The sequence below is a fragment of the Cronobacter muytjensii ATCC 51329 genome (assembly GCF_001277195.1).
GTDB lineage: Bacteria > Pseudomonadota > Gammaproteobacteria > Enterobacterales > Enterobacteriaceae > Cronobacter > Cronobacter muytjensii.
This window is the reverse complement of sequence record NZ_CP012268.1, coordinates 1033115-1059470: the sequence shown is the minus strand read 5'-3', so window position 1 is coordinate 1059470 and position 26356 is coordinate 1033115. Positions and strand designations below refer to the sequence as shown.

The window sequence follows — 26356 nt, the reverse complement described above, 5'->3', positions numbered from 1 at the left end:
ACGTTTATAAGCCTGTTGATGCAGTTCCGACGCGGGGCGGGCAAGGCGCCCGTCAACATTCATGAAGCGGAATCAGAGCGGTCAGTATAACGGGCAATGGCCCGCTCACAAGATGAAATTGATTCGTGGCATAATATTAGCGTGATCCCTTTTTCTGACAGGCCCATGTCCTTTACTTTACGTCCCTATCAGCGCGAAGCGGTGGATGCCACCCTGAACCATTTTCGCCGCCACGACGCGCCAGCGGCGATCGTCCTGCCGACCGGCGCCGGCAAAAGCCTGGTTATCGCCGAACTGGCGCGGCTCGCGCGCGGCCGCGTGCTGGTGCTCGCCCATGTTAAAGAGCTGGTGGCCCAAAACCATGCCAAATATCTGGCGCTGGGGCTGGAAGCCGATATCTACGCGGCGGGCCTCGCGCGCAAAGAGAGCCACGGTAAAGTGGTGTTCGGCAGCGTGCAGTCGGTGGCGCGCAACCTCGACCATTTTCAGGGCGAATTCTCGCTGGTGATTGTCGATGAATGCCATCGCATCAGCGATGATGACGACAGCCAGTATCAGCAGATCCTCACGCACCTGCGTAAGCAGAATCCGCGCCTGCGGCTGCTGGGGCTGACCGCCACGCCGTTTCGCCTCGGCAAAGGCTGGATTTATCAGTTCCACTATCACGGCATGGTGCGCGGCGATGAAAAAGCGCTGTTCCGCGACTGCATCTACGAGCTGCCGCTGCGCTATATGATTAAGCATGGCTACCTGACGCCGCCAGAACGCCTCGACATGCCGGTGGTGCAGTACGATTTCAGTCGCCTGCAGGCCCAGAGCAACGGGTTGTTCAGCGAAGCCGATCTCAACCGGGAGCTGAAACAGCAGCGGCGTATTACGCCGCATATCGTGAGCCAGATTGTCGAATTTGCCACCGACCGGCGCGGCGTGATGATTTTCGCCGCCACCGTCGAGCACGCCCGTGAAATTACGGGCCTGCTGCCTGCGGGCGAAGCGGCGCTCATTACCGGCGAAACGCCGGGGCGCGAGCGCGATGCTATTATTGAAGCGTTTAAAGCCCAGCAGTTGCGCTTTTTGGTAAACGTGGCGGTGCTCACCACGGGTTTTGACGCGCCGCATGTGGATTTAATCGCTATCCTGCGCCCGACCGAATCGGTCAGCCTGTATCAGCAGATTGTCGGGCGCGGGCTGCGCTTGTCGCCTGGCAAAACCGACTGCCTGATCCTTGATTACGCGGGTAACCCGCACGATCTGTACGCGCCGGAAGTGGGCGCGCCGAAGGGCAAAAGCGACAACGTGCCGGTGCAGGTCTTCTGCCCCGCCTGCGGTTTAGCCAATACGTTCTGGGGCAAAACCACCGCTGACGGCACGCTGATTGAACATTTCGGCCGGCGCTGTCAGGGCTGGTTTGAGGATGACGACGGCCACCGCGAGCAGTGCGACTACCGTTTCCGTTTTAAAAACTGCCCGCACTGCAACGCGGAGAACGACATCGCGGCGCGGCGCTGTCGCGAGTGCAACGAGGTCCTGGTGGACCCGGACGATATGCTAAAAGCGGCGCTGAAGCTCAAAGACGCGCTGGTGCTGCGCTGTAGCGGCATGCAGCTTCAGCCGGGCGCTGATGAGAAAGGCGAATGGCTGAAGGTGACTTATTACGACGAAGATGGCGCGGATGTCAGCGAGCGTTTTCGTCTGCAGACGCCCGCGCAGCGCACCGCTTTTGAACAGCTGTTTATCCGCCCGCACACCCGCACGCCGGGCGTGCCGCTGCGCTGGATAACCGTCAACGACATCGTGGCCCAGCAGGCGCTGCTGCGCCATCCGGATTTTGTGGTGGCAAGGCTCAAAGGCCAGTACTGGCAGGTGCGTGAAAAGGTGTTCGACTACAATGGCCGCTTCCGGCGCGCTAATGAATTACGCGGTTAACGGCGGTTTTCATTGCCCCTGCGCGCTCAAATGGCTATAATGCCGCCCGCTTTTGCATCCGCAAAGCCAGTCATTTACCTGTTGCTGGGTCGCCTGTAACAGGCTTCTTTATTAAGAGAGATGTCAATGTTTACTATCAACGCTGAAGTACGTAAAGAGCAGGGTAAGGGTGCGAGCCGCCGCCTGCGTCACGCCAACAAGTTCCCGGCTATCGTTTACGGTGGCACCGAGGCTCCGGTTGCAATCGAACTGGACCACGACAAAGTGATGAACATGCAGGCTAAACCGGAGTTCTACAGCGAAGTGCTGACTCTGGCTATCGATGGCAAAGAAGTTAAGGTAAAAGTTCAGGCTGTACAGCGTCACCCGTACAAACCGAAACTGCACCACATCGATTTCGTTCGCGCGTAAGTGCGATGAAAGAAAAAACGCCGCGCTATGCGGCGTTTTTTTTGCCTGATATTCAGGAAAATAAGGGCGACGCGTGCGCCCTTTTTCATGCCTGACGCTTATTTCCCGGACAGGCGGCGCTGCAGCTGATCCCGCAGGTTCGGCGGCGTGCCTTTGATAGTCAGCGTGTCGGTCGCCGGATCCCAGAAAATACGTTCGCCCAGCAGCATGGCGTCAAAGTTAATCGTCAGCCCGCCGCCGCTGCCGGCGTATTTAGTGAGCTGGCGCAGCGTGCTGCGATCCGCCGGGAACGTCTCTTCCAGCTCATAGCCCTGCTCCGCCGTAAACTCCTGGAAGCTTTTCTCACCGAAATTCGGCAGCTCTTTTGAGAGTTCAGAGAGTGCAATCTCTTCGCCCGCCTGCAGTTGTTCATTGCAGTAGCTGTAGACCTGCGCGCGCACATTCTGACGCTCGGCTTTATCGAGCTGCGCCTCGGCGGTGAAATCGTCCAGCGCCTGCAACAGCCCGCGGTTCTGCGCTTTGGTATCAAGACCGACGCTCGCGCCCAGGAAATCCATAAAGAAATCGGCGACTTTGCGCCCGACGCGCCCTTTGAGGAACGTCAGGTAGCGGGTCGACTCCGGATTCGTTTCCCATTCGGTCAGATCGATGCGCGCGACAATATCGGCATGGTTAATATCAAGATAGTGCGTGGTGCTGATATCGAGCTGTTCGTTAACACGCATGCTGCTCAGGTTGTTCAGCACCGCCACCAGCAGATACTCCACCGCCAGATAACGATAGTGACAGAACAGCACGACGCCGCCGTCCGCAAACGGGTATTTCGCCAGCTCATCGCGCAGGCGACCGGTGGCCGCGCGGCTGAACGCCAGGAAATCGTCATCGCCGCGACGGCACTGGCGCAGCGCCTCGGCAAGTTCGCTCTCTTCGTTAAAAAGGCCGTAGGCTTTGCTTTTCGCGCTGTAGACGCGGTGCAGCTCGGCCATCATTTCCGTAACGGTATTGCCTGGTTCAAGCAGCGAGTCGCGCAGGATAAGCTCCAGATTCTGCTCATCGCGCTTAATTAACTGATGTAAGGCAATCTGGTTGATATCCAGACTCATGATAAACTCTCCTGTTGGGCAGGGGCGTATTCAACCACTGCCTGCCGTCCTGCGCAACCGCAGATAAAAATGCAGAAATAAAGCCACTGCTACGGTAAGATATTGGACTTTCCTGAACAAACTGATGTTGAGTTATGCCACAACTATCCCGCTATAGTGATGAACGCGTTGAAGAATTACTGACTGAACTGGCGAGCGTGCTGTCAAAGCACAAGGCGCCGACCGACCTTTCCCTGATGGTGCTGGGGAACATGGTCACCAATGTTATCAATAACAGCGTGGCCCCCGCGCAGCGCAAGACGCTGGCGCGCTCCTTCGCGGAGGCGTTGCAATCCTCCATTCGCGACGATAACGCGCATTAAGGAAGAACGTTAAAAAGCTATGGTGACTAACCGTCAGCGCTACCGTGAAAAAGTCTCCCAGATGATAAGCTGGGGGCACTGGTTCGCTCTTTTCAATATTCTGCTGTCGATTGTTCTTGGTAGCCGCTATCTGTTTATCGCCGACTGGCCCACGACGCTGACGGGCCGGGTTTACTCTTACGTAAGCCTGGTGGGCCATTTTAGCTTTCTGGTCTTCGCGACGTATCTGCTTATCCTTTTTCCGCTGACATTCATCGTGATGTCGCAGCGGCTGATGCGTTTCCTGTCGGCCATTCTCGCGACCGTCGGGATGACGCTGCTGCTGGTCGACAGCGAAGTCTTTACCCGCTTCCACCTGCACATTAATCCGGTGGTCTGGCAGGTGGTGATTAACCCCGATCAAAGCGAAATGGCACGCGACTGGCAGCTGATGTTTATCGCGGTGCCGGTGATTCTGCTTATCGAGATGCTGTTCGCCACCTGGAGCTGGCAGAAGCTGCGCAGCCTGACGCGCCGACGCCGTTACGCGCGCCCTGTGGCGGCGCTCTTTTTCGCGTCGTTCGTTACCACCCATGTGATGTATATCTGGGCCGACGCCAATTTCTATCGACCCGTCACGATGCAGCGCGCGAACCTGCCGCTCTCGTACCCCATGACGGCGCGCCGTTTTCTGGAAAAACATGGTCTGCTGGACGCGCAGGAATATCAGCGCCGACTGGTGGAACAAGGCGATCCGGAAGCCGTCAGCGTACAGTACCCCCTAAGCGACCTGCGCTACAGCGATATGGGTTCGGGCCATAATGTCCTGTTTATCACGGTCGACGGTCTGAATTATTCGCGCTTTGAAAAACAGATGCCGTCGCTGGCGCAGTTCGCGCGCGACAACATTAACTTTACCCAGCATTTCAGCTCCGGAAACCTGGCGGATAACGGCATTTTCGGCCTGTTCTACGGGATTTCACCAGGCTATATGGATGGGGTGCTGGCGGCTCGCATTCCGGCGGCGCTCATCACCGCGCTTAACCAGCAGGGCTATCAGCTCGGCCTGTTCGCTTCCGATGGGTTCAGCAGCTCGCTGTATCGTCAGGCGCTGCTTTCTGACTTCTCGCTCCCGACGGCGCAGCCGCAAAGCGACGAACAGACCGCCTCGCAGTGGGTAAGCTGGCTGAATAAATATGCTTCCGAGGACAACCGCTGGTTCTCATGGGTGTCATTCAACGGCACTACCGTTAATGAAGATACCCAACAGGCGGCCTTCGCGCGCCGTTACGCCCGTGCCGCAGGCAATGTGGACGCGCAGATCGCTCGCGTGCTGGACGCCCTTAAATCAAGCGGCAAGCTCGAAAATACCGTCGTGATTATCACCGCAGGCCGCGGCGTTCCGCTTGGCAAACAGCAGGACAGCTTCGGCTGGGATCGCTCGCGTATTCAGGTGCCGCTGGTTATCCACTGGCCGGGCACGCCTGCGCAACGCGTCACGAAGCTTACCGATCATCAGGACGTGATGACGACCCTGATGCAGCGTCTGCTGCACGTGCGCACGCCAGCGAATGAGTATTCGCAGGGCGAAGATCTCTTCTCCCCTGCCCGCCGCAACAACTGGGTGGTAAGCGCGGATAACAACACGCTGGCGGTCACCACGCCGCAGATGACGCTGGTGCTGGATAACAACGGCAACTACCGGATGTATGACCTGCGCGGCGAGCGGATGGACGAGGATAAACCGCAGCTCAGCCTGCTGTTGCAGGTGCTGACGGATGAAAAACGGTTCATTGCTAACTGATTGATTAATTATAAATCACTCAATGGGGCGTCGCTTGCAATCAGCGTGAAAATGGGTAGTATAAGCCTCCACGTCGGCACGTAGCGCAGCCTGGTAGCGCACTGTCATGGGGTGTCAGGGGTCGGAGGTTCAAATCCTCTCGTGCCGACCAAAAAATCCCGAAAAAACCAGCCATTAGGCTGGTTTTTTTATGCCTGCGATTTGGCGAGGGCCAACCGCTCCGTCATTAAGGGCTGTGCTGCTTTGACACCGCCGCCTTGCCGCCACAGATCATGGCGGCGGGTCGTCAGCGACGTATTCAACGCCCTCAGAGCCAGGTAGCAGGACGTCTGTCCGCCAGATAACCTATTTATTTATCTGCTGAGCGGACTTCAGGTGCTGCTCAACGACCGGCGTATGTGCATCGGCCAGGGCCTTCACATCCGGATCCTGAATCTTCGTAGCGTCACTCTGCAGCGTCGACAACACCATCTGGTGATCTTTCGTGCCGGCGTTTTCCATATACATCTTGTCAAAGGCATCGCCGCTCTGTTTTTCCAGCTCGCTGGCCATAGCCTTATGACTGGCGTCCGGCTCAGTCGGCAGTGTCACGCCCTTCTGCTGGGCGACCGTCTGGACTTTAGTCAGAGCCGCGCCGTGGTCATCGACCATCTTCTGAGCGAAGGTTTTGACGTCGCTGCTTTGGGCTTTGCTCAGCGCTATCTTGGCGGCGGCGATTTCATTGATATTGGCCTGCGCCATGTCCTTCAACGCTTTTTCGTCGCCGGCGCTGAGTTTAGCGCTCGATTGGGTCTGACCTGCAGCCCCAGCCTGCTCGGTGCTTGTCGGCGTCCGGGCTTGCACACTCACCGTACTAAACATCGCTGCGACTACCGATACGGCCAGCAGCCCTTTCAAGGTTTTACGCTTCTGCATTTTGTTCTCCTGAGGGTCATGGGTAAGGCTGATGTCAGATAACGGGGCGTTGGTCGCTTCATCGTTAAATGACAACGGCAATGGTCAGTATAGTGCATCAACCATTTAAGACCGGCGGTGGCAGCATAGCCCTCTGGAGAGGACGACAGGCGAGGGTTATAAATACCGACATGAGCTGGCACAGCAGGCGAGGCGGCTGCGTGTTAGCATCGTGCTGAAATGTTTACCTATTGCCCCGGCCCACGACGGCGCGCCCGTGTCACAGGCACACCCCTCATCGCCTTACGATAAAAAATTACACCGTCGGGATTGTGCCGCCATCTATCACATATTCCATACCTCGCTTAACACCGCGCCGCGCTCTATTACCTTACCCGCCAGCCTGGTCTGCTAAGATGAAATAATTACCCCCAACGGAAAGCGCATTATGTATCACCTTTACGGCACCGCTCGTTCTGGTTCTGCCGCCATTGAGATGGCGCTCAGAGCATGCAACGCTGAATACCAGGTGTGTAAGGCCAGCTCATGGCAAAAAGAGAGCAGCACTGAAGAATTAAAACAGCGTAACCCGTTAGTGCAGATCCCCACGTTAATTCTTCCTGATGATTCAGTTCTTACTGAAAGCGCAGCCATCATCATTCATCTCGCGATGGAATATCCGCACGCCGGGCTTCTCTCTTCGGACGCGTGCGTTCGCGCGCAGCAATTACGGGGGCTGGTTTATATCGCGGCTAACTGTTACGCCTCGGTTGGCATTATTGACTACCCCGAGCGCTGGCTGCCAGACAGCACAGAAGATCAACACACGCAGCTTGCGCAGGGGGCCTGCCAAAAGCTTTATCAGCAATGGGATATCTTTAGCGACATCTTTTATGGTACGCAGGCCTGGCAGCCAGAAAGCCCTGGCGGACTGGAAATGCTGGCCTGTGTCGTCACCCGGTGGAGCAGGACGCGCGAGCACCTGCGCCTCTCCCGACCCGATTTCTGTTCTTCCCTGACAGAAATTGAGAACGATGCGCTTATCAGGGCAGTCACCGACTATCACTGGGGAACCTGACGCGCTGGTTTTCTGCCTCAGCTGCTGTCTTATCCGCGCCAGGCGGCGCATGGCGCGTAAAAGTCTCAGGCGCGAGGTTCAGCTACGCGCTGTGCCGCGAGTTTATCGAGAAAGACGAATAACGCGTCGTTCATTTCACAATAATCATGACCGCGAAGCGTTTCGGCGGTATCGACAAAACGGTATTGCGCAGCCCGACAGAGATCGTTTTGTGAATGCGCGATTAGCAATTCGACCACGTCGTGCGTGAGCTCCATATGGCACTGAAACCCGAACACCCGGTCGGAATACGCCACGATCTGGCGCGGGCAGCCTTCACTGAAAGCGATAATCTGCGCCTCAGACGTCAGGCCAGGCATATCGTTATGCCAGTGCCCCACGTCAAGCGTCTCTCCCAAATGGGCGAATAACGGATGATTTCTCCCCGTCTCCGTGAGCGTAATGGGAAATTTACCGATTTCCTTTTCCGGGCTGTGTGCATACGCAGCGCCCAGAGCCTCGCCGATTAATTGCGAGCCGAGACAGACGCCAATCACGGCTTTACCCGCGTTAATCGCAGACGCAATCACCGCCTTTTCGCCTCTCGCGTCAAAATGCGGGCATTGCGCCAGGGTGGTGTCCGGATCCTGCGGTCCGCCCATAATAATCAGCAAATCCATTGCCTCGACGCTGACTGGCAGCGGCTCTGCGGCATAAACGCGTGAATAACTTACTTCGCAGCCGCGCTGCCTGGCCCAGGTTTCATATGCCCCCGGCGCTTCGAAATGTTCATGTACGATAAAATGTACCCGCATTGTTAACCACTCCATAACGTGATGAATTTATAATGACCGGCGCTGGCCTTATTAATGTGTTGACCAGTCCGGATGCTTGCGTGGAACTCATCATAAATGCAGGGTTTGAATATCAAATGCCAAACGATACAGATAAAGCGCCAAGACACGATGAAGCCACCGGCTGGTCAAATCTTGCCATTAGTTACTCGCGAGGTGACGTCGACCCGCCGCATCATCATGTGGAAGGCCAGCTGCTGTTTGCGACGCGCGGCGTGATACTAGTGGAAACCGACGCGCGCAGATGGGTAATTCCGCCGCAGCGCGCCTTGTGGCTGCCGCCCCGGCAGACGCACAGCTACCACCTGTTATCGCATACGGAGCTTCGCACAATCTATTTCAGCCCGAGCCTTATCGCAGAGTGCGTCAATTTCATCAAAAGCGACGTTGTACATGTGATAACGGCAACGCCGCTGGTGAAAGAGCTGATAGCCGGGCTTTTTAGTGACGCGTATCAGACGGCAAGTCAACGACGCATGGCGCTTCTGCTGCTGGAGATCCTCAGCGAAACCGACCGTCCTGACACCGAGCTGCCGATGCCACAGGACGAGCGGCTGGCCCGCGCCGCCAGAGAGTTGCTGGTCAGCCACCGCTGGGAGGCATCGTTAAGCGAGCTTGCGGACATCGCGGCGATGTCGGAGCGCACGTTTTCGCGGCTGTTTATCCGCGACACCGGCTTCAGTTTCCGGGCCTGGAAGCAACGGGCGAGGATCTGCGCGTCACTGGATCTTCTCGCCAACGGTGTGCCCATCAAACAGGTCGCCTGGCAACTTGGGTTTTCCTGCTCTGCCGCGTTTACCGCCGCGTTCCGCGCTATTCTCGGCGCAACGCCGCGGGAGTTTATGGCGTGATACTGGCGAACTCAACCTGTCATGCGCTGACGGTTTTGCAGAATGTCGAATGCGGCAAAAGCGAAACCGCGCGCAGTCTCCGGGTTTGACAAATATTGCAGCATGATTTCCCTGTGCGCCTCATGACTGCCGATAACAGCATCATCCAGCGCTCGGGTAAAATCCCCCAGCATCACCTGTTCGCGTGTATTGGTGACCAGTTGACGCATCACCGCTTTATTTTCAGCGAGCTTGTCACACACCGTCAGCGTGTAATTGAGCAAATCGTTATCGCTGAGTTTCTCCGTGATAAAGAGTTCATTGAGCCGCGCCAGAATTTGCGACAAAAACTCTTCTTTCTTATCTTTTGCTTTGGCAGTACCCACATCATTACCCGGAGTGAGCTGATACTCCGCCGCGTCCTCTTGCAGCTTGATATGCTGCTCCTGAATTTTTGATAAGCGATAGTGGCTCATCTCGACGTTGCTTAAATCAATCTCGTCTTCTTCCAGCCGCTGTTCATGCAACAACGGGCGTAAATGACGGGCGAACAGGCTCAACTTTTCCAGAGATTTATCATCATACTCGACAATCTGCGACATAAATTCATAGAAGCGAACAAAGCTGCCGAGATCTTTTTTAAAGATTTCCAGTCGGTCTTTTTCCTGCTTACAAGCCTTGAAGCTGTTTTCAGCATTCGCGAGCAGCACCGGGTTATGCGTATCTTTTTTAGTTAATTCAACGATCGCTTTGGCCTTTAAATAAGCATCAACTGCAGAGAAATAGCGAAGCCGCCAGCGCTCAACGGCTGGTTTGCAAATATTACTGATGGCCGCGTTAGATTTATTTTTACTAAAAAAGGCTTCGCAAAACTGCTCCACTTCATTCCAGAAAAAAATACCGCTGCTGCGCAGTTTTTCAGAGAAGTCGAATACCCGTTGCGGATCGGTGACATCGGTTAATTCGGCGGTTTGATAATAGGGCTGGAATGCCTCAAGAATATCGTCAGGGGCGTTGTAGAAATCCAGCACAAAGGTGCCTGATTCCGCTTTACCGGGGTACGTACGGTTCAGGCGAGAAAGCGTCTGCACACATTCGACGCCGCCCAGCGCCTTATCTACATACATCGCGCACAGCTTTGGCTGGTCGAAGCCGGTCTGGAATTTATTCGCCACCAGCATGACCTGATAGTCATCGCTATCGAAGGCTTTGCGCATATCCCGGCCTTTCAACGCCGGGTTCATAGTAATTTCAGTAAATTTCTGGTTCAACAATGCCAGGTCGCTAATGTCATTGTCGTGAAACTCGACCTCGCCAGAAAATGCCACCATCGCGTTAATTTTTTTATAATTATTTTCTGCAATGTACTTATCAAAAGCCAGCTTGTAGCGCACCGCTGCTTTACGCGAACTGGTTACTACCATCGCTTTCGCCTGCCCACCCAGAAGATGCATGATGTGTTTGCGAAAATGCTCCACAATGACCTTCACTTTTTGCGACACGTTATGGTCGTGTAGCGTTACCCACTGGTTTAGCTTGATCTTCGCCTTTTTACTGTCGACTTCGCGGTCTTCATCTTCCAGCTTTTGCAGCAGCTTATAAGCGACTTTATAGTTGGTGTAATTCTTCAGTACATCGAGAATAAAGCCCTCTTCGATGGCCTGACGCATGGAGTAAACGTGAAACGCTGCGGGTGTATTGGTTTTTGACGGGGGTTCATGCGGATTCGGCCTGCGGCCAAAAAGCTCCAGCGTTTTCGCTTTCGGCGTGGCGGTAAAGGCATAGTAATTAAGATTGCTGCTGCCTTTACGGGCGGCGAGGGTGGCATCCAGAATATCTTCTGAAGACAGCATAACATCACCATCGGCCCCCTCGCTCATCAGCACTTCTTTTAGCTGACGCGCCGTGGAGCCGCTTTGTGAAGAGTGGGCCTCATCGGCTATCACCGCGTATCTGCGCTGCTTCAGGTTGACGCTGTTTTCAATGGCTTTTAATACAAACGGAAAAGTCTGGATGGTGACGATAATAATGGGCTGCGCGTTTTCCAGCGCGCTGGCCAGCTTTTCCGATTTTGAACCGTCGCCTTCTTTGTTATTAATACGCCCGACCACGCCATCCTGATGCTCAAACTGATAAATAGTGTCCTGCAACTGGTCATCAAGCACGGTGCGATCCGTCACCACAATCACCGAGTGGAACTGCTTCTCACCACGCTCATCGTACAGACGGGAAAGCTGATGAGCCGTCCAGGCGATAGAATTGGATTTACCCGAACCCGCGCTGTGCTGAATTAAATATTTATTACCACTGCCCTCTTCAACCGCCGCCGTGACCAGTTTGTTCACCACATCCCACTGATGATAACGCGGGAAAATCAGGCTCTCTTTTTTATATTTCAGCCCGTTCCAGTCCTCTTTTTCTTCAATCTGCAAATGCACAAAGCTTGCGAGGATTTTCAGCAGATTGCCTGGTAGCAGAACCTCATTCCACAGATAGCCGGTAGCGTACTCGCTCGGATTTTCGGGAGCATCGTTCCCCGCGCCGCCCTCTCTGGTGCCTTTGTTAAAGGGCAGGAAGAAGGTTTTCTCGCCGTCGAGTCTGGTCGCCATAAACACGTCGTACTGGCTGACGGCAAAATGCACCAGCGCGCCACGCTTGAAAGTCAGCAGCGGCTCCGGTTTGTTGGTCGCAGGGTCTTTCGGCAGGCGGGTTTTCTTGTACTGCGTAATGGCGCTGTTCACCGTCTGCTTAAATTCAGACTTCAGCTCAAGCGTGGCGACCGGCAGACCATTAACAAACAGCACCAGGTCGATACGCCATTTCTTTGCCTTAGCGCCGCACTCGTCAGCGGCAGCGCTGGTGGCATAGGGGCTATAAACCAGCTCGGGCACAATGCGGCAAATGTTCTGTGCGTAACGCGCCAGTGTATCCGGGTTCAGGCTGTGTTCCGGCTTGAACTGGCACAGGGAAAAACGCGCGTTATGGCTCCTGATGCCATGACGCAGCACTCCGAGCATGCCGTAAGTGCGAGACACATTATCGGTGGCGTTGATATCCGCTTTTTTCAGCTGCGCCACCAGCGCATCGAGGAAATGGCGTTCGGTATCGGCCGGGTAAACTCTGGAAAACTTCTCCCACTCCTGCGGCTGCGTGGTCTGCACAAAGGTCAGCGCATCCTGCGAGTAGAGCGCGCGCTCGCGATCGTAGCCGTCGTTGTTACCGCGCACCCAGCCGTTTTTGAGCATCCCGGCAATAATGTCATCCTGAAAACTCCTCTCTTTGGTCACGTCCATGTTCATATCGTCACCTCCTGCGGTTCCTCTGTTTTCTGTGCATCCGGTGCCCTCCAGTCGCGCACGTCGATTTTTCCGGTGACGGCGGCGGAGATAAGGGCAATGCGGCGTTCCTGAAGAAGTGTTATTTGTTGCTGTTGTTTCTCGATCAAAGAGTCGATTTTTGCAGTTTCGAGATCGAGGAAAACAGATATTTTAATCTGCTCCTCATATGGGGGTAGTAGCAGGGGTAATCTTCTAATGTCCTCAAACTTCATTGATTGCCGTAAACCACCACCCATACCGTAAAAGACCTTTGTAGTATCGTATGCATGTAGTAGTCGATACAAATAATTAGGACTTACATCACTCCTGGCCTTCAGTTTTAAATATGCAGAAGTAATAATCCCTTTTTGTTTTGCCAAACCAACCCGCAAACTTTTTTTATCGTTTTGCAAGTCTGTTAGCCTTAAAATCACATCTCCACAACTAATGACCTGATATGTATTAAACGACTCAGGAAGAAGGCCAAAGTTTGTCTCAACATCCCTAAGAATAATATTCCCATAACTTAATGAAAGAACATTGTTCTCAGCACCATCAATATTTTTCTGAGTGGATGCGTCACATAAAGCAAATGTTGGTCGCACCTCCCAATCAGAAGGTATTGAATCTATCCACTCAACCCCAGAATCTTTCATCGGCACATCAGGGTTTAGCCCTTTGCTAACAGCATGGCTAATCACCGCCTGACGTTTTTCTTTCAGCAGCTCAATCAGTTGCTGTTGCTTCTCGATCAGCTCATCGATTTTTGCGGTTTCGTGATCGAGAAACCAAGCTACCTTCTCTGATAAAGAATAAGAACAGGTTGGAACAGGTAACAGGCTAATAAACTCCCAACTTGCCCGTGGCATTTTGGAGCCATAAGTTGAGGAATTAACCTGCTCAATAAACTCATTTGTTAATGAATAATAATTAAGATATTTTGGATGTAATATAGCTGTACGAAGCACCAGAAACTCAGATGAGCATACCCCAGAGAAAGTAGCTAACCAAGATTTGGCAAGATAAGGCCGCAACTTCCCGAAAAGAACATCATTCTTTTCAAATGACACCGATGTACCATCTGCTATGTTTTCTTGTTTCGATATATACTTTCCATCACCACTCGATATATTTTCCAATCCAACAAATAAGTCATCTGTATTGTTAGATTTTGAAGTTAGCAAATCAGCGATGTACTTTAATTTAGTGACAGACCAATCCTTAGGAATCGCCCCCAGCCACTCAACTCCAGAATCCTTATACTCCGGGTACGCCTTATACTTAGCCATCAGGAATGTACCTCCTGCAGCAGCTTCATAATCTCGGCGCTGACCGCATCCAGATCGGCATCAATTTCCTCTAACGGGCGCGGCGGCTGGTAGACATAGAAATGGCGGTTAAACGGGATCTCGTAACCGACAATCCCCACCTCATTATCTTTTGCATCGCGCTTATCGGCGTTGATCCACGCGTCATTCACGTGCGGCAGTACTTCGGCTTTGAAGTAGTTTTCAATCAGATCGCTGGTGGACACTGCCGGGTTCAGCGGCACGTTCTCGTTATCGCGCAGGTCGCCATCCTGTTCAAACTCGACCACTTCACCCTGGTACTCAAACGCACCGTACAGCGGCTGCGCAGCTTCTTTCAGCACCTTTTTCACCACCGGCTCGGCATCCGGGTTTTTCGTGGTGATGGCATCAATGAATTGCTTGTTCTCTTTCGCGTCAAGCTTCACGCCAGCGGTTTTGATGGCCCCTTTCAGGATTAGCTGGAACTGGTTGAAGTCATGGCTGACTCGCGTTTTTCCGCCCGCCTGCGTACCCAGCGCGGCCTGAATCTGCTGCGCTTTTTCCAGCAACCCGCGCTGCGCCAGCCAGAGCCTGCTGTCGAGCAGGTCTTTAATCTGCTTCTCTTTCAGCTCGGCAAATTCAGCTTTGATGATGGCGCGCGCTTCGGCTTCCCGTTCAGAGAAATCGCCATAGTTCTCCTCCTGCCATTGGGATGCGAACGCTTCATACAGGCGTTCCATTGGCGCGTTAAACGGCTTTGGCGCAAAGCGCAGAGTCGCAATCGCTTCATCCGTGACCTGAGCAGATAAACGCAGCGGACGTTCAATGGTCAGTCGCCGGTAGCCAAACGCAGCAGAAGAGAAAACTTTGCTGGCGTAAGGCACTGGCCCGTCAGCTTTACGGGTATCTATCGTCTGGAAATCGCCAAAGCAGCGGGTGATAGCGCGTATATGCGCCTCATCCAGTGCATTGCGTTTCGCTCCCAGCGATCGGCGCATCTTCGAAAACAGACGAGTCGCATCAATAAGCTGGATCTTACCTTTACGTTCTGGTGCTTTTTTGTTGGATAACAGCCAGATATAGGTCGCGATGCCGGTGTTATAAAACATCTCAGTGGGCAGCGCGATAATCCCTTCGAGCAGATCGGTTTCCAGAAGATAGCGCCGGATCTCGCTCTCCCCGCTACCCGCGCCGCCCGTGAAGAGTGGAGAACCGTTCAGGATAATGCCGATGCGGCTCCCGCCTTCGTGCGGCGAGCGCATTTTACTGATGAGGTGCAGCAGGAACAGCAGCGATCCGTCGGAAACGCGCGGCAGGCCAGGGCCGAAGCGCCCACTGAATCCTTTCTGGAGATATTCGTCGTTAATGGCGCCTTCAATTTTTTTCCAGTCCACGCCAAAAGGCGGGTTTGAAAGCATGTAATCAAATTTATCGGATGCGAGCTGGTCGTTTGACAGCGTATTCCCGAGCTTAATACAGCTGACATCCGGTCCTTTAATTAACATGTCCGCCTTACAGATGGCATAAGACTCCGGATTCAGCTCCTGACCAAAGGCGCGCAGAACCGCCTGCGGGTTCATTGTATGCAGATATTCCATCGCGCAGGACAGAAAGCCCCCCGTCCCGCAGGTTGGGTCGTAGAGCGTGCGGATAATCCCTTCTTTCGATAAGGCATCGCCATCTTCCATAAACACCAGCGAGGTGGTCAGACGAACAATATCGCGCGGCGTAAAATGCTCTCCCGCCGTTTCATTAGAGCTTTCCGCAAAACGGCGAATAAGCTCTTCAAAAATGAGCCCCATCTGATAATGAGATATACGTTGCGGGCTAAGATCGATACTGCTGAACAAACTGACCACTTTATACAGCAGATTGGCATCGTCTAATTGGCCGATAAATTCGCTGAACTTGAAATGCTCGAAAATATCGCGCGTATTGACTGAAAAAGACTGTATGTATTTCTCCAGGTTAGCCCTGATATTGTTCTGGCCAAGACGGCTTAAATCCAGCGGTGAGGTGTTAAAAAAAGCCAGCTCCCCTGCGGCGCGTAAAATCAGCTTTTCCCGTGCGCTTTCCGGCAATGGTATAGACGCCACCTTTTCCGCTTCGGCAATCACCGCGCTACGGGTATTTTCTAAGACACATTCCAGACGGCGTAATAAGGTGAAGGGCAGAATAATTCGTCCATATTGCGACTGTTTAAAATCACCCCGTAATAAATCAGCGACAGACCAGATGAACGCCGCCATCTGCGAGAAATTTTCAGACATGAGAAACCATCCTTGTTGTAAGCCACACGGCAACGGATGGTTCGCATGGTATTCACCCTCGCAAAAATGATCAATAAATCAATGAGTTATAACAAAAACATTATAGTTATCATTTTATAATTCGTTTACTGAATAATTCCATTATTTTTATACGCTGGCTGTGAATAATGACGCCGGACATGAGTGCCCGGCGTTATAGCTCATTAAAAAATAATCCCTGTTCACCCTACTTTTTCGTATTCACCACCTGCCCGATACCGGCGCCCTGCAGCGTCACGTCCGGGTCGGCGAAAAAGTCGATATTGAAATATGTATCGTCGGTGAGCAGCTCAATACGGTGCCATTTTTGCGGCGGGCTGATGCCAAACTGCCCGGCGTCGATAATCACTTCCATATCCGGCGCTTTCGCGTCGCTGTCGGCGAAGCCGTAATATTTCACCGCGCCCTGCATCACCGACAGCCGGCCATAGACGCCCGCGCGGGTGTTGTGCCGGGTAAACAGCGCCGCAGGCGCGGTCTCTTTATTCCAGAATGGCGTGGCGCGGGTATGTACATAATGTTGCGGAATACGCATCGTAAACCTCCTCAAATCGGTGTTGCCGCCGGGGCGGCGGCGTTTCAACGCTATACTTACTGTCAGTCTTTCATCAGCCGCGAGGGCGATATGCAACGAGAAACGGTCATGTCCCGCAGCCTGGCGTCGGTCGGTTATGACTGGGACAGCCGGGTGCTGGAGATAGCCTTTCATAACGGCGCGGTTTACCACTACCAGAACGTGCCGGAGCAGGTTTATCTCACGCTGGGCCGCGCCCTGTCGAAGGGGCGCTATTTTCGCAAAGCCATTAAAGACCGCTTTCCTTACCAGCGCGTGGAGTAGCGGCTCAGTGGGCGCTCGCGTTCAGTTCTTTGAGCAGCCCAAACGCCTGCTTAATGCGCTCCTCGCTGACCACAAACGCGCGCAGCGTGCCCTGCCCGTCCAGCCCGCGCGCCACCACGCCATCCGCGGTGATGCGCATCTCCCAGTCCAGCTCGCGGTTGGCCGTGTCACCTGCCAGATGCAGCGGCATTAGCGGCGTTTTCACTTTCACCAGCATCGCGGGCAGCGTCAGGTTTTGCGCCGCGCCGCAGAGATTCCTGGCAAGCGTCATGGCGCAAAGCTGGGCAGGCTGTAAGAACGGCAGCAGACGTCCGCGGATTTCGGCGCAATCACCGAGCGCGTAAATATCCGGATGGCTGGTGGCGAGCCGGTCATCCACCACAATACCGCGCCGGGTGACGAGGCCCGCGCTTTTCGCAAGCGTCAGATCAGGACGCAGCCCGATGGCGCAGACGACCGCGTCAACGCTCTGCTGATGCCCGTCGGTTAAGGTCGCGACCAGCGAGTCATGATGGCGCGCCAGCGACGAAAGCCCCGTGCACAGCCGCAGCGTTACGCCGTTTTGCGCCAGCACTGTTTGCAGGCGCGCGCTGATTTCCGGCACCAGCACTGAGGAGAGCAAACTCGTACCGGTGTCCACCAGCGTCACCTGTTTCCCGGCGCGGTTGAGATCCATCGCAAGCTCAGTGCCGATAAGCCCGCCGCCCAGCAGCAGCACGCGTTTCGCGTCACGCAGCGCCGCCTCGCAGCGGCGATACTCCTGCTGGCTGTTAAGCGTGAACATCAGCTCGCTGCCCTCCACCGGCGGCACTATCGCCTGCGCGCCGGTCGCGAGCACCAGTTGTCGCCAGGGGAAAGTGCCGGCGGTTGTCGTCACGGTGCGCGCGGCGGTATCTATCGCCGTCGCCTGAGTAAACGGATGCAGCAGAATATGGCTCTGCTCCGCCCATTCACCCGCCGACTGCCGGGTGAGGTCATCCGCGCGCTGCCCGTTGGTGAACACATGGCTGAGATCGGGTTTGTTGTAGTCATCGCCGCTGTCCGCCGCGATAACCCGGACAGGACGCGTGCTGTCCTGCTGGCGCAGGTGGCGCACCAGTTGCCGCGCGGCGAAGCCGGAGCCGATAACGATCAGTTCCTGAGTCATGATTCAGCCCTCGTACACGTCAAAAACCGATTTGCCGAGGCCGCATTCCGGGCAGAGGAACGTCTCCGGCACCGCGTCCCACGGCGTGCCGGGCGCGACATCCTGATTCGGCTCGCCTTGCGCCGGGTCGTAGACCCACTGGCAGACGGTGCAGATCATGCACTGGCCTACGGGTTCGTCAGGCTCCTGGAACGCCACGCCGCTGTCGTCGGCGGGCGCAGCCGCGACGGGCAGCGGTGAGAGCGCCCAGGCACGGGCAATCTCGCGACCATGCTCGCGGCACGCCTCCAGCGCGTCGAGGTCCGGTCGCCATTTGGCTTTCAGGCTTAGCGACATCTCAAACCCGGCGTCCTGCAAGCGCGTGGAGAGACGGTCTACCGCGCCCCCGCTCCAGCCGTGGGAGCCGAACGCGCTGGCGCGCTTGTTGCGAAAACGCAGCCCGGTCATCTCCTCCACCAGGCCCGCGATTTTCGGCATCATCACGTTATTCATGGTCGAGGTGCCGACCAGCACGCCTTTGGAGCGAAAGACGTTGGTAAGGATTTCGTTTTTATCGCTGCGGGCGACGTTAAAGATTTTCACCGCCACGCGCGGATCCACTTCCGCAATGCCCTGGGCGATAGCGTCCGCCATCAGGCGGGTATTGTTAGACATGGTGTCGTAGAAAATCGTGATGCGATCTTCCTGATAATCCGCCGCCCATTTGAGGTACAGCTCGACAATCTGCGTCGGGTTGTCGCGCCAGACCACGCCGTGAGAAGTGGCAATCATCTCCACCGGCAGGTTAAAGCCGAGGATCTCGGTGATTTTCGGCGTCACCAGGCGGCTGAACGGCGTCAGGATATTGGCGTAGTAGCGCAGGCATTGCTCGAACAACTCGGTCTGGTCCACTTCATCGTTAAAGAGATGCTCGTCGCAGTAATGCTGGCCGAAGGCGTCGTTGCTGAACAGCACCGCGTCGCCGGTCAGGTAAGTCATCATGCTGTCCGGCCAGTGCAGCATCGGGGTCTCGACGAAGATCAGCTTTTTGCCGTTGCCGATATCCAGCGTATCGCCGGTTTTCACCACGTTAAAGTTCCACTCCGGGTGATGGTGATGCCCGTTTATGGAATCGATACCGTTCGCGGTGCAGTAAATCGGCGTATCCGGGATGCAGTTCATCAGCTCGGAGAGCGCGCCCGCGTGATCCTCTTCGGCGTGGTTGATAATGATGTAGTCGATATCCGCAAGATCGATTTCGCTGCGCAGGTTATTGACAAAATCGCGGCTGAATTTGTGGTCGACGGTGTCGATCAGCACATTTTTCTCTTCGCGGATAAGATAGCTGTTGTAACTGCTGCCTTTTAAGGTTTTGTACTCGGTGCCGTGAAAATCACGTACTTCCCAGTCGCGCTGGCCAACCCAAAAAATATTGCTTTTAACATGAATGTTCATTGCACGGTTCCTCTGAAATAACACTCTTTGCATCAGGTATTGCAGACACCGTGCCAGTTTTTATTTTATTGATTTTAAAAGAATTCAATTTTCTACATTGTCAAAAACACAATCACCGCGTATTGTATTTTTGACACGACATTGTGGAATTGACACCATGACGCTATCCGCACATGCGCTCGCCGCGCTGGCCGTCGACATACAAAACGGGCTGCCGGGCCGCGACCGCTTTAACCGTATGATCGCCAGCATTCATCACCTGCTGCGCTGCGACGCCACCGCCCTGCTGCGCTATGAAAACCGGCAGTTTCGCCCGCTGGCGACAGCGGGCCTCGCGCCGGATGTGATGGGCCGCCGTTTCAGCCTGGCGGCGCATCCGCGCCTTGAAGCCATCGCCCGCGCCGGCGACGTGGTGCGCTTTCCTGCCGACAGCGACCTGCCGGACCCTTACGACGGGCTGATCCCGGAGCGCCAGGAGCTGCACGTGCACGCCTGCGTCGGGATGCCGCTGTTCTCCGGGCAGACGCTCATCGGCGCGCTGACGCTCGACGGCATGTGCGCCACGCAGTTTGACGCCTACAGCGATGACGAGCTGCGCGGCGTCGCGAGCCTTGCGGGCAGCGCGCTGCATAACGCGCTATTAATGGAGCAACTTGAGAAAACCGCCGCGCCCTTCAGCCGGGCGTTAGAACGCGTACAGCCAGACGAGCAACTGGAGATGATTGGCGAATCGGACCCGATGCAACAGCTCAAAAAGGAGATAACGCTGGTGGCGCCGTCGGATCTCAACGTGCTGGTTCTCGGCGAAACCGGCGTCGGCAAAGAACTGGTGGCGCGCGAGCTGCACGCGAGGTCGGCCCGGGCCGCGAGCCCGCTGGTCTACGTCAACTGCGCCGCCCTGCCGGAAAGCGTGGCGGAAAGCGAGCTGTTCGGCCACGTAAAGGGCGCGTTCACCGGTGCCATCCACGACCGGCGCGGCAAATTTGAGCTTGCCGACAACGGCACGTTGTTTCTCGATGAAGTGGGCGAACTGCCGCTGACGCTTCAGGCGAAGCTGCTGCGGGCGTTGCAATACGGCGACGTGCAGCGCGTCGGGGAAGATAAACTGTTGCGGGTGGATGTACGCATCGTCGCCGCCACCAACCGCTCTCTGCGCGAGGCCGTCGCGCAGGGCGGCTTTCGCGCCGATCTCTACCATCGCCTGAGCGTCTTTCCGCTACATGTGCCGCCGCTTCGCGAGCGTGGCGATGACATTCTGCTGCTGGCGGGGTTTTTCTGTGAAAAATGCCGGGTGAAATTCGGCCTGAATCGCGTCGCGCTAAGCCCGCAGGCGAACGCGTGGCTGATGGCGCAGCGCTGGCCTGGCAATATTCGCGAACTCGAACATGCGCTCTATCGGGCGATTATTGTGGCGCAGGCAGAGAGCCGCGGCCCGGAGCTGCTGCTGCTGCCGCACCACTTCGCTCCTGGCGACGCCGTGCCCTCGCCTGTCGCGGCCACGCACGCCGCCACGCCGCAGGTCGAAAACCTCCAGCACGCCACACGTCAGTTTCAGCGCGACTATATCCGGCGCGCGTTGCACCTCGCCGGGCATAACTGGGCGGCCTGCGCGCGGCTACTGGAGATGGACCCCGGCAACCTCCACCGGCTCGCGCGTAAGCTCGGCCTGAAATAGACCGTCGCCATTGCGCAAGGCTGGCATTTTGCCGCCTTGCTCTGTACCATCGCCCGTCCCTGCTGCCCGTAAAGGGCGGCGCTGATAATAAAACACCTGCAAATACTCATGTCTGATACTCAAAACACGGCTCGGGCTATCCCTGAGCTCTCTGTGGCGCATGTGCTGCGCACGCCGCGCCTGCTGATGCGCGAAACGCTGGCGGGCATCCTGACTGCGCTGGCGCTGATCCCGGAGGTTATCTCCTTCTCGGTGATTGCGGGCGTCGACCCAAAAGTGAGCCTGGTGGCCTCCATTGTCCTGTGCTTTAGCATGTCGATTCTCGGCGGCCGTCCGGCAATGGTAACGGCTGCCGCAGGCTCGGTGGCGTTGGTCATCGGCCCGATGGTGCATCAACACGGCGTCGGCTACATTCTGCCCGCGCTGGTGCTGGGCGGGATTATCCAGATCCTGTTCGGACTTTTCGGCCTTGCGCGCATGATGCGCTATATCCCCCGCTCAGTGATGACCGGTTTCGTCAACGCGCTCGGTATCCTGATTTTTATGGCGCAGGTGCCGCACGTCTGGGGGCAGAATCAGATGGTATGGCTGCTGTTCGCCGCGACGCTCGCCATCGTGCTGCTGCTGCCGCGCATCACCAAAAGCGTGCCGTCGCCGCTGGTGGCGATTGTCGCGGTGACGGTTATCGCCTGGGCCTGCGGCCTGACCCCGCCGACAGTTGGCGACGAAGGCCCGATGACGCCGGGCCTGCCGGGCTTCACGCCATTGCTGGTGCCGCTCAATCTGGAGACGCTGAGCATCATCTGGCCCTGCGCGCTGAGTATCGCGTTCGTCGGGCTAATGGAATCGCTGCTGACCGCGCGTCTGGTGGATGACATCACCGATACGCCATCAAGCAAGCGCCGCGAATGCTGGGGGCTTGGCGTCGCCAATATTCTGAGCGGGTTTTATGGCGGCATCGGCGGCTGCGCGATGATCGGCCAGACGGTGGTAAACGTGGAACTGGGCCGCGCCCGATCGCGCTTTTCTACCCTCGCCGCCGCGCTGGTGCTGTTGCTGATGGTGACGGGGCTGAGCGCCGTGATGGCGCAAATCCCGATGGTTGTGCTGGCAGGCATTATGATGGTGGTCGCGGCTAAAACCCTCAACTGGCACAGCATTGCGCCGGCGACCCTGAAGCGGATGCCGGTGTCGGAAACGCTGGTGATGGTGGTGACCGTTATCGCCACCGTCTGGACCGGCAACCTCGCCATTGGCGTTGCGGGCGGCGTGTTGTTCGCCATGATGCTGTTCGCCCGTCGCGTTGCCCACGTGGTCCGTGCCGAGCGCGAGGTTATCGATAACGGAGCGGCGGTGCGCTACCGCGTGCGCGGCCCCCTCTTTTTCGCCAGCAGCAACGACCTTTACGAGCATTTCCGCTACGCTGTGGATCCGGCGCGGGTGATTATCGATTTAACCCACGCGCAAATCTGGGACGCCTCGACCGTCGCCGCGCTGGACGCCATCGAAACGCACTATCAGCGCTATAACGCGAAAGTGGAGATTGAAGGGCTGGATCTGCGCAGCCACGACTTCCACCAGCGGCTGAGCGGCAAGCTGTGACATAAAAAACCACCGTCGGCGCGGTGGTTTCGTGAGAAAGCGGAAGAGAAAACTTCCGCTTTTTTTATGCGCGCCGGTTAGCTGCCGGTGCGCGCCAGCACGTCGCGGCTCGCAAGCTGGCGCTCTTCGCCGGTGAGCTCCGAAAGGACGCCCTGGCGCATCTCCAGCAGGCGGTCGGCATGGATGAAGTAGTGATCGTCATGGCTGATGGCGAAGACGGTTTTGCCCATCTCTTTCATCAGCGGCAGCAATGCCTGATAAAACTCGCGGCGGAAATGCGGGTCCTGGTCGGCGGCCCATTCATCCAGCAGAATGATGTCACGCCCTTCCGCCAGCGCCAGCAGCAGCGCCACGCGCTTTTTCTGCCCTTTCGAGAGCTTCAGGTTGAGGATTTTGCCGTTCTCAAGCGTCAGTTTATTGACCATTTTCAGGCGGTTCAGCCAGGTTTCCACAAGCGCCGGATCAGCCTCTTCGCCGTCTGGGCCGAGCAGTTTGTCAAACAGCCAGACATCGGTGAATACCGCCGAGAAGTGCTGTCGGTACGCGTCCATGTCCTCTGCGCCGAGCGGTTTGCCATCCAGCAGGATCTCGCCCGTAGCCGGTGTATACAGGCCGGTCAGCAGCATTGCGAGCGTCGATTTGCCGCTCCCGTTGCCGCCAATCAGGAACAGCAGTTCGCCACGATGAAGGGTAAGGTTAATCGGCCCGACGCTGAAGCTGCCGTCGTGGTAGGTAAACGTGACGTCACGCAACTCCAGCGTCTGCCAGCGAGCGTTGCGCTCAGGACGGCTGAACGCCGGGGCGTACGGCGCGAGCTGAAACTGTTTGAGCTTATTGAACGCCACCTGGGCTGCGAGCAGCGTCGGCAGCGCGCCCATCGCCGAGAGCAGCGGCGTGCGCAGAAACAGCAGCGCCAGCGAATAGGTAGCCGCGACCGTGGTATCGGCCCAGCCGAGGCCGTTTGACATCCAGAACACCAGGCCAATCACGCCCAGCATCATGATATTCGACCAGTTAACCGCGCTCAGATGGAACGTATCGGCGCGGATAATGTGCTGACGGTAGCGCGCCGCATCCGGCTTATAGATTTTGTCGAAGATATAGGCCGCGCGCTCGCGGTTAAGCGAAAGCTCTTTGCGCCCCTCCAGTACGGTCTGGAAATCGTCATACAGGCTGTCTTCCACCTCGCGAAGCGTGGCGAGATGTTTATAGACGCGCTGCACCAGCAGGTAGCCTGTCCAGAGCGTGACGGCAATCCACAGCGCGGTCACCAGCAGCATTTTGCCGGATAACCAGCCGAGATAGGCAGCGCTGCCGAGCGTTAAAATGACGCCCTGCACCAGCTCCGGCAGGCGTACAAACGCGACGGTGATATTGCGCACGTCGCTGGTAAGCCCCGCCAGCAGCGTGGCGCTGCCGAGCTTTTCGATCTGCTCGACCGGCGTATCCATAATGCGTTTGATAAATTCGCTGCGCAGCCGGTAGACAAAGTGGTGGCCAAGCATGGTGAGCGCCAGCTGGGAGCCGAGCGTGACCGCCATCAGCAGCACCAGCAGACCGAGAAATTCCGGCAACACCGAGGCGTTTAAATCGACAGTTGCAATCAGACGCTGATTAATAAAGGCGATAAGCCCGATGCCGAGCGCCGCACTGGCGAGGCTCAGCAGGAGCACCAGAGAAAAGGGCCAGCGATACTGGCGCCAGACGAGGCGCAGAAGTTCCATAAATAAGCATGACTCAGGCAGTGAAAAACAGCGAGCAGTTTAAACGGCTCTGCGGACACGGCAAGAATAATTCTTATTTTTATTTGCGCGCCTGGCGGAACGTGAGGTTATAGCGATATTCCCCGGTAGCCGGATGCTGACCGGGCTTCAGCGGCTGTATGCCATGATAGAAAAGCCGCGACGGCCCGCCCCAGACCACCACGTCGCCATGCTCCAGCAGCAGGCGTTTGAGCGGATCGTTGCGTTTCAGGCCGCCAAACTGAAACACGGCGGGCAGCCCAAGGGAGACAGAGACAATCGGCGCACGCAGATCCGGCTCGTCTTTATCCTGATGCAGCGACAATTTGGCGCCCGGCGCGTAGCGGTTAATCAGGCAGGCGTCGGGCGTGAAATCGGGATACCCTGCGGCGCGCGCGGCAGCGTCGCACAACGTGCGAAAGGCGCCGGGCATCGCGGGCCAGGGCGCGCCGGTTTGCGGATCCACCTGCGCATACAGATAGCCTTTAAGATTGGTGCTCCAGCCCACCTCGCCGCAATTGGTCATTGCAACGGACATGGTATACCCGCCTGGCGTCACCATATGGCGAAACGGCGAGCGGGCCGCCACTGCCTCAATACCCGCCATTAATGCGGGCGCGCTGGCGAGCGCGAAACGGCGCAGCACTACCGCGCCGTCGGCGAGCGGTTCTTCCCAGGGTTCGGCATCGGCAAAAAGATCGAGCATCAGGTCTCCTGTTCACGTTCGCGGGCGAGCAGCCGCGCCTTGCGGGCCGCTCCCCAGCGGTAGCCGGAGAGCGCGCCGTCGCGGCGCACCACCCGGTGACACGGCACCACTATCGCCAGTTTATTGGCCGCACAGGCGCTGGCGACCGCACGCACCGCCTGCGGATTGCCGGTGCGTGCCGCCAGTTGCTGGTAGCTGATGGTGCTGCCCGGCGGCACGGCCTGCAACGCCTGCCAGACCCGCAGCTGAAACGCGGTGCCGCGTAAATCAAGCGGCAGCGCCAGCTCGCCCTGCGGCGCGTCTATCCACGCTGTCACCTGCGCCACCTGGGCGGCGAATGCCGCGTCGGGCGCGAGACGCTGCGCGTGCGGGAAAATCGCCGCCAGTTCGGCTTCAAGCGCGGCGGCGTCATCCGCCAGCAACACGGCGCACAGCCCGCGATCGCTTGCCGCCACCAGACAAAGCCCCGCCTCGCAGGGCGCGATGGCGTAACGAATCGTCATCTGTTCCCCGCCGCGCCGGTACTGGCGTGGACTCATGCCCAGCGCGCGGTCGGCTTCACGGTAAAGGGCGCTACCCGACGAAAACCCCGCCTCCCAGAGCGAATCGGTAACGGTCATTCCTTCACGGAGCGCTGTCTGGAGTTTTTGCGCCCGCAGGGCGTTTTGCCAGGCTTTCGGCGTCATGCCGGTCACGGCTTTAAACTCGCGGTGAAAATGAAACGGGCTCATGGCGGCGCTGTCGGCAAGCGCCGCCAGCGTCAGCGGGGTCTCGCTCTGCGCCATCAGGCGACACGCGGCGGCGATGCGCTGCGCTTTTTGCGCCTGCGGCGTCAGCCCCGCGGGCTGGCAGCGTTTACAGGGACGAAAGCCCGCCGCGCAGGCCGCCGCCGCATCCGGGTAGAAGCGGACGTTGGCGCGTAGCGGACGGCGCGCGCGGCACGACGGCCGGCAAAAGATGCCCGTCGTCACCACGGCGAAGACAAAGGCGTTATCGGCACGCGCGTCGCGGTTCTCCACCGCCTGCCAGCGGGCGTGCTCGCTGGTAAAATCTGCTACGTTCATGGCGCTCTCCTTC

21 protein-coding genes and 1 tRNA gene are annotated in these 26356 nt (G+C 56.8%); 10 read left to right on the top strand and 12 right to left on the bottom strand.

From position 1 onward, the window contains the following. The first annotated feature begins 165 nt into the window (after positions 1-165). Both AFK63_RS04915 and rplY read left to right on the top strand, forming a co-directional pair. Positions 166-1926: a DEAD/DEAH box helicase gene (locus tag AFK63_RS04915; protein ID WP_038862335.1), complete on the top strand. Its 1761-nt coding sequence runs from the start codon at positions 166-168 to the stop codon at positions 1924-1926. Positions 1927-2052: 126 nt separating this feature from the next. Continuing rightward, positions 2053-2337, top strand: a complete 285-nt coding sequence (gene rplY, locus AFK63_RS04910; protein ID WP_004387433.1) for a 50S ribosomal protein L25 — start codon at positions 2053-2055, stop codon at positions 2335-2337. Positions 2338-2435: 98 nt separating this feature from the next. Here the strand turns inward: rplY and yejK are convergent, their stop codons facing one another. Next, complete coding sequence (yejK, locus tag AFK63_RS04905; protein ID WP_038861752.1) at positions 2436-3440, bottom strand: nucleoid-associated protein YejK; 1005 nt, start codon at positions 3438-3440, stop codon at positions 2436-2438. 134 nt (positions 3441-3574) lie between these two features. On the opposite strand from yejK, the gene AFK63_RS04900 reads away from it, so the two are divergent. The 3 genes from AFK63_RS04900 (at position 3575) to AFK63_RS04890 (ending at position 5736) form a co-directional block, all read left to right on the top strand. Beyond that, positions 3575-3802, top strand: coding sequence for a YejL family protein (locus AFK63_RS04900; RefSeq protein ID WP_004387431.1), 228 nt, complete (start codon positions 3575-3577; stop codon positions 3800-3802). Between the two features lie 19 nt (positions 3803-3821). Beyond that, complete coding sequence (gene yejM, locus AFK63_RS04895; protein WP_038861751.1) at positions 3822-5585, top strand: LPS biosynthesis-modulating metalloenzyme YejM; 1764 nt, start codon at positions 3822-3824, stop codon at positions 5583-5585. Between the two features lie 74 nt (positions 5586-5659). Continuing rightward, positions 5660-5736, top strand: a tRNA-Pro gene (locus AFK63_RS04890). A gap of 194 nt (positions 5737-5930) precedes the next feature. On the opposite strand, the gene AFK63_RS04885 is transcribed toward AFK63_RS04890, so the two are convergent. Beyond that, positions 5931-6500: a DUF4142 domain-containing protein gene (locus tag AFK63_RS04885; RefSeq protein ID WP_038861749.1), complete on the bottom strand. Its 570-nt coding sequence runs from the start codon at positions 6498-6500 to the stop codon at positions 5931-5933. Between the two features lie 427 nt (positions 6501-6927). Between AFK63_RS04885 and AFK63_RS04880 the strand changes: the two genes are divergently transcribed. After that, positions 6928-7557, top strand: coding sequence for a glutathione S-transferase (locus AFK63_RS04880; protein WP_038861745.1), 630 nt, complete (start codon positions 6928-6930; stop codon positions 7555-7557). A gap of 65 nt (positions 7558-7622) precedes the next feature. Here AFK63_RS04880 and AFK63_RS04875 read toward each other — a convergent pair whose 3' ends face one another. Further along, positions 7623-8351, bottom strand: coding sequence for a type 1 glutamine amidotransferase (locus AFK63_RS04875; protein ID WP_038861743.1), 729 nt, complete (start codon positions 8349-8351; stop codon positions 7623-7625). A gap of 116 nt (positions 8352-8467) precedes the next feature. Here AFK63_RS04875 and AFK63_RS04870 point away from each other — a divergent pair, with 116 nt between their 5' ends. Then, on the top strand, positions 8468-9241 hold the full coding sequence (locus tag AFK63_RS04870; protein ID WP_038862332.1) for an AraC family transcriptional regulator: 774 nt from the start codon (positions 8468-8470) through the stop codon (positions 9239-9241). 11 nt (positions 9242-9252) lie between these two features. Here the strand turns inward: AFK63_RS04870 and AFK63_RS04865 are convergent, their stop codons facing one another. The 4 genes from AFK63_RS04865 to AFK63_RS04850 all read right to left on the bottom strand — a co-directional run bounded on the left by AFK63_RS04865 (position 9253) and on the right by AFK63_RS04850 (position 16670). Further along, a complete protein-coding gene (locus AFK63_RS04865; RefSeq protein WP_038861741.1) occupies positions 9253-12519 on the bottom strand; it encodes a type I restriction endonuclease subunit R in 3267 nt (1088 codons plus the stop codon). Beyond that, positions 12516-13826 carry a restriction endonuclease subunit S domain-containing protein gene (locus AFK63_RS21530; protein WP_038861737.1) on the bottom strand — a complete coding sequence of 437 codons (1311 nt, stop codon included), beginning with the start codon at positions 13824-13826 and terminating at the stop codon, positions 12516-12518. Before AFK63_RS21530 ends, AFK63_RS04865 begins: the two co-directional genes overlap by 4 nt. After that, positions 13826-16096: a type I restriction-modification system subunit M gene (locus tag AFK63_RS04855; protein WP_038861735.1), complete on the bottom strand. Its 2271-nt coding sequence runs from the start codon at positions 16094-16096 to the stop codon at positions 13826-13828. Before AFK63_RS04855 ends, AFK63_RS21530 begins: the two co-directional genes overlap by 1 nt. 226 nt (positions 16097-16322) lie before the next feature. After that, the gene (locus AFK63_RS04850) at positions 16323-16670 is read right to left on the bottom strand and encodes a DUF1971 domain-containing protein (protein ID WP_038861731.1); all 348 of its coding nucleotides are present in this window, start codon (positions 16668-16670) and stop codon (positions 16323-16325) included. A gap of 90 nt (positions 16671-16760) precedes the next feature. Here AFK63_RS04850 and AFK63_RS04845 point away from each other — a divergent pair, with 90 nt between their 5' ends. Beyond that, positions 16761-16973, top strand: a complete 213-nt coding sequence (locus AFK63_RS04845; protein WP_038862330.1) for a KTSC domain-containing protein — start codon at positions 16761-16763, stop codon at positions 16971-16973. Positions 16974-16977: 4 nt separating this feature from the next. On the opposite strand, the gene norW is transcribed toward AFK63_RS04845, so the two are convergent. Both norW and norV read right to left on the bottom strand, forming a co-directional pair. Beyond that, a complete protein-coding gene (gene norW / locus AFK63_RS04840; RefSeq protein WP_038861730.1) occupies positions 16978-18120 on the bottom strand; it encodes an NADH:flavorubredoxin reductase NorW in 1143 nt (380 codons plus the stop codon). A 3-nt stretch (positions 18121-18123) separates the two neighbouring features. Next, entirely contained in the window at positions 18124-19554 is a 1431-nt protein-coding gene (gene norV, locus AFK63_RS04835; protein ID WP_038861728.1) for an anaerobic nitric oxide reductase flavorubredoxin, read from the bottom strand. A 157-nt stretch (positions 19555-19711) separates the two neighbouring features. Between norV and norR the strand changes: the two genes are divergently transcribed. Next, the gene (gene norR, locus AFK63_RS04830) at positions 19712-21229 is read left to right on the top strand and encodes a nitric oxide reductase transcriptional regulator NorR (protein ID WP_038861726.1); all 1518 of its coding nucleotides are present in this window, start codon (positions 19712-19714) and stop codon (positions 21227-21229) included. A gap of 108 nt (positions 21230-21337) precedes the next feature. Next, the gene (locus AFK63_RS04825; protein WP_038861724.1) at positions 21338-22831 is read left to right on the top strand and encodes a SulP family inorganic anion transporter; all 1494 of its coding nucleotides are present in this window, start codon (positions 21338-21340) and stop codon (positions 22829-22831) included. Between the two features lie 77 nt (positions 22832-22908). On the opposite strand, the gene AFK63_RS04820 is transcribed toward AFK63_RS04825, so the two are convergent. The 3 genes from AFK63_RS04820 to ada form a co-directional block, all read right to left on the bottom strand. Further along, positions 22909-24555 (bottom strand): multidrug ABC transporter permease/ATP-binding protein, encoded by a 1647-nt coding sequence (locus AFK63_RS04820; RefSeq protein ID WP_038861721.1) that lies wholly within the window; start codon positions 24553-24555, stop codon positions 22909-22911. Positions 24556-24634: 79 nt separating this feature from the next. Continuing rightward, a complete protein-coding gene (gene alkB, locus AFK63_RS04815; RefSeq protein WP_038861719.1) occupies positions 24635-25279 on the bottom strand; it encodes a DNA oxidative demethylase AlkB in 645 nt (214 codons plus the stop codon). Continuing rightward, a complete protein-coding gene (ada, locus tag AFK63_RS04810) occupies positions 25279-26343 on the bottom strand; it encodes a bifunctional DNA-binding transcriptional regulator/O6-methylguanine-DNA methyltransferase Ada (protein WP_038861715.1) in 1065 nt (354 codons plus the stop codon). The genes alkB and ada overlap by 1 nt, the downstream gene beginning before the upstream one ends. Between the last annotated feature and the right edge of the window lie 13 nt (positions 26344-26356).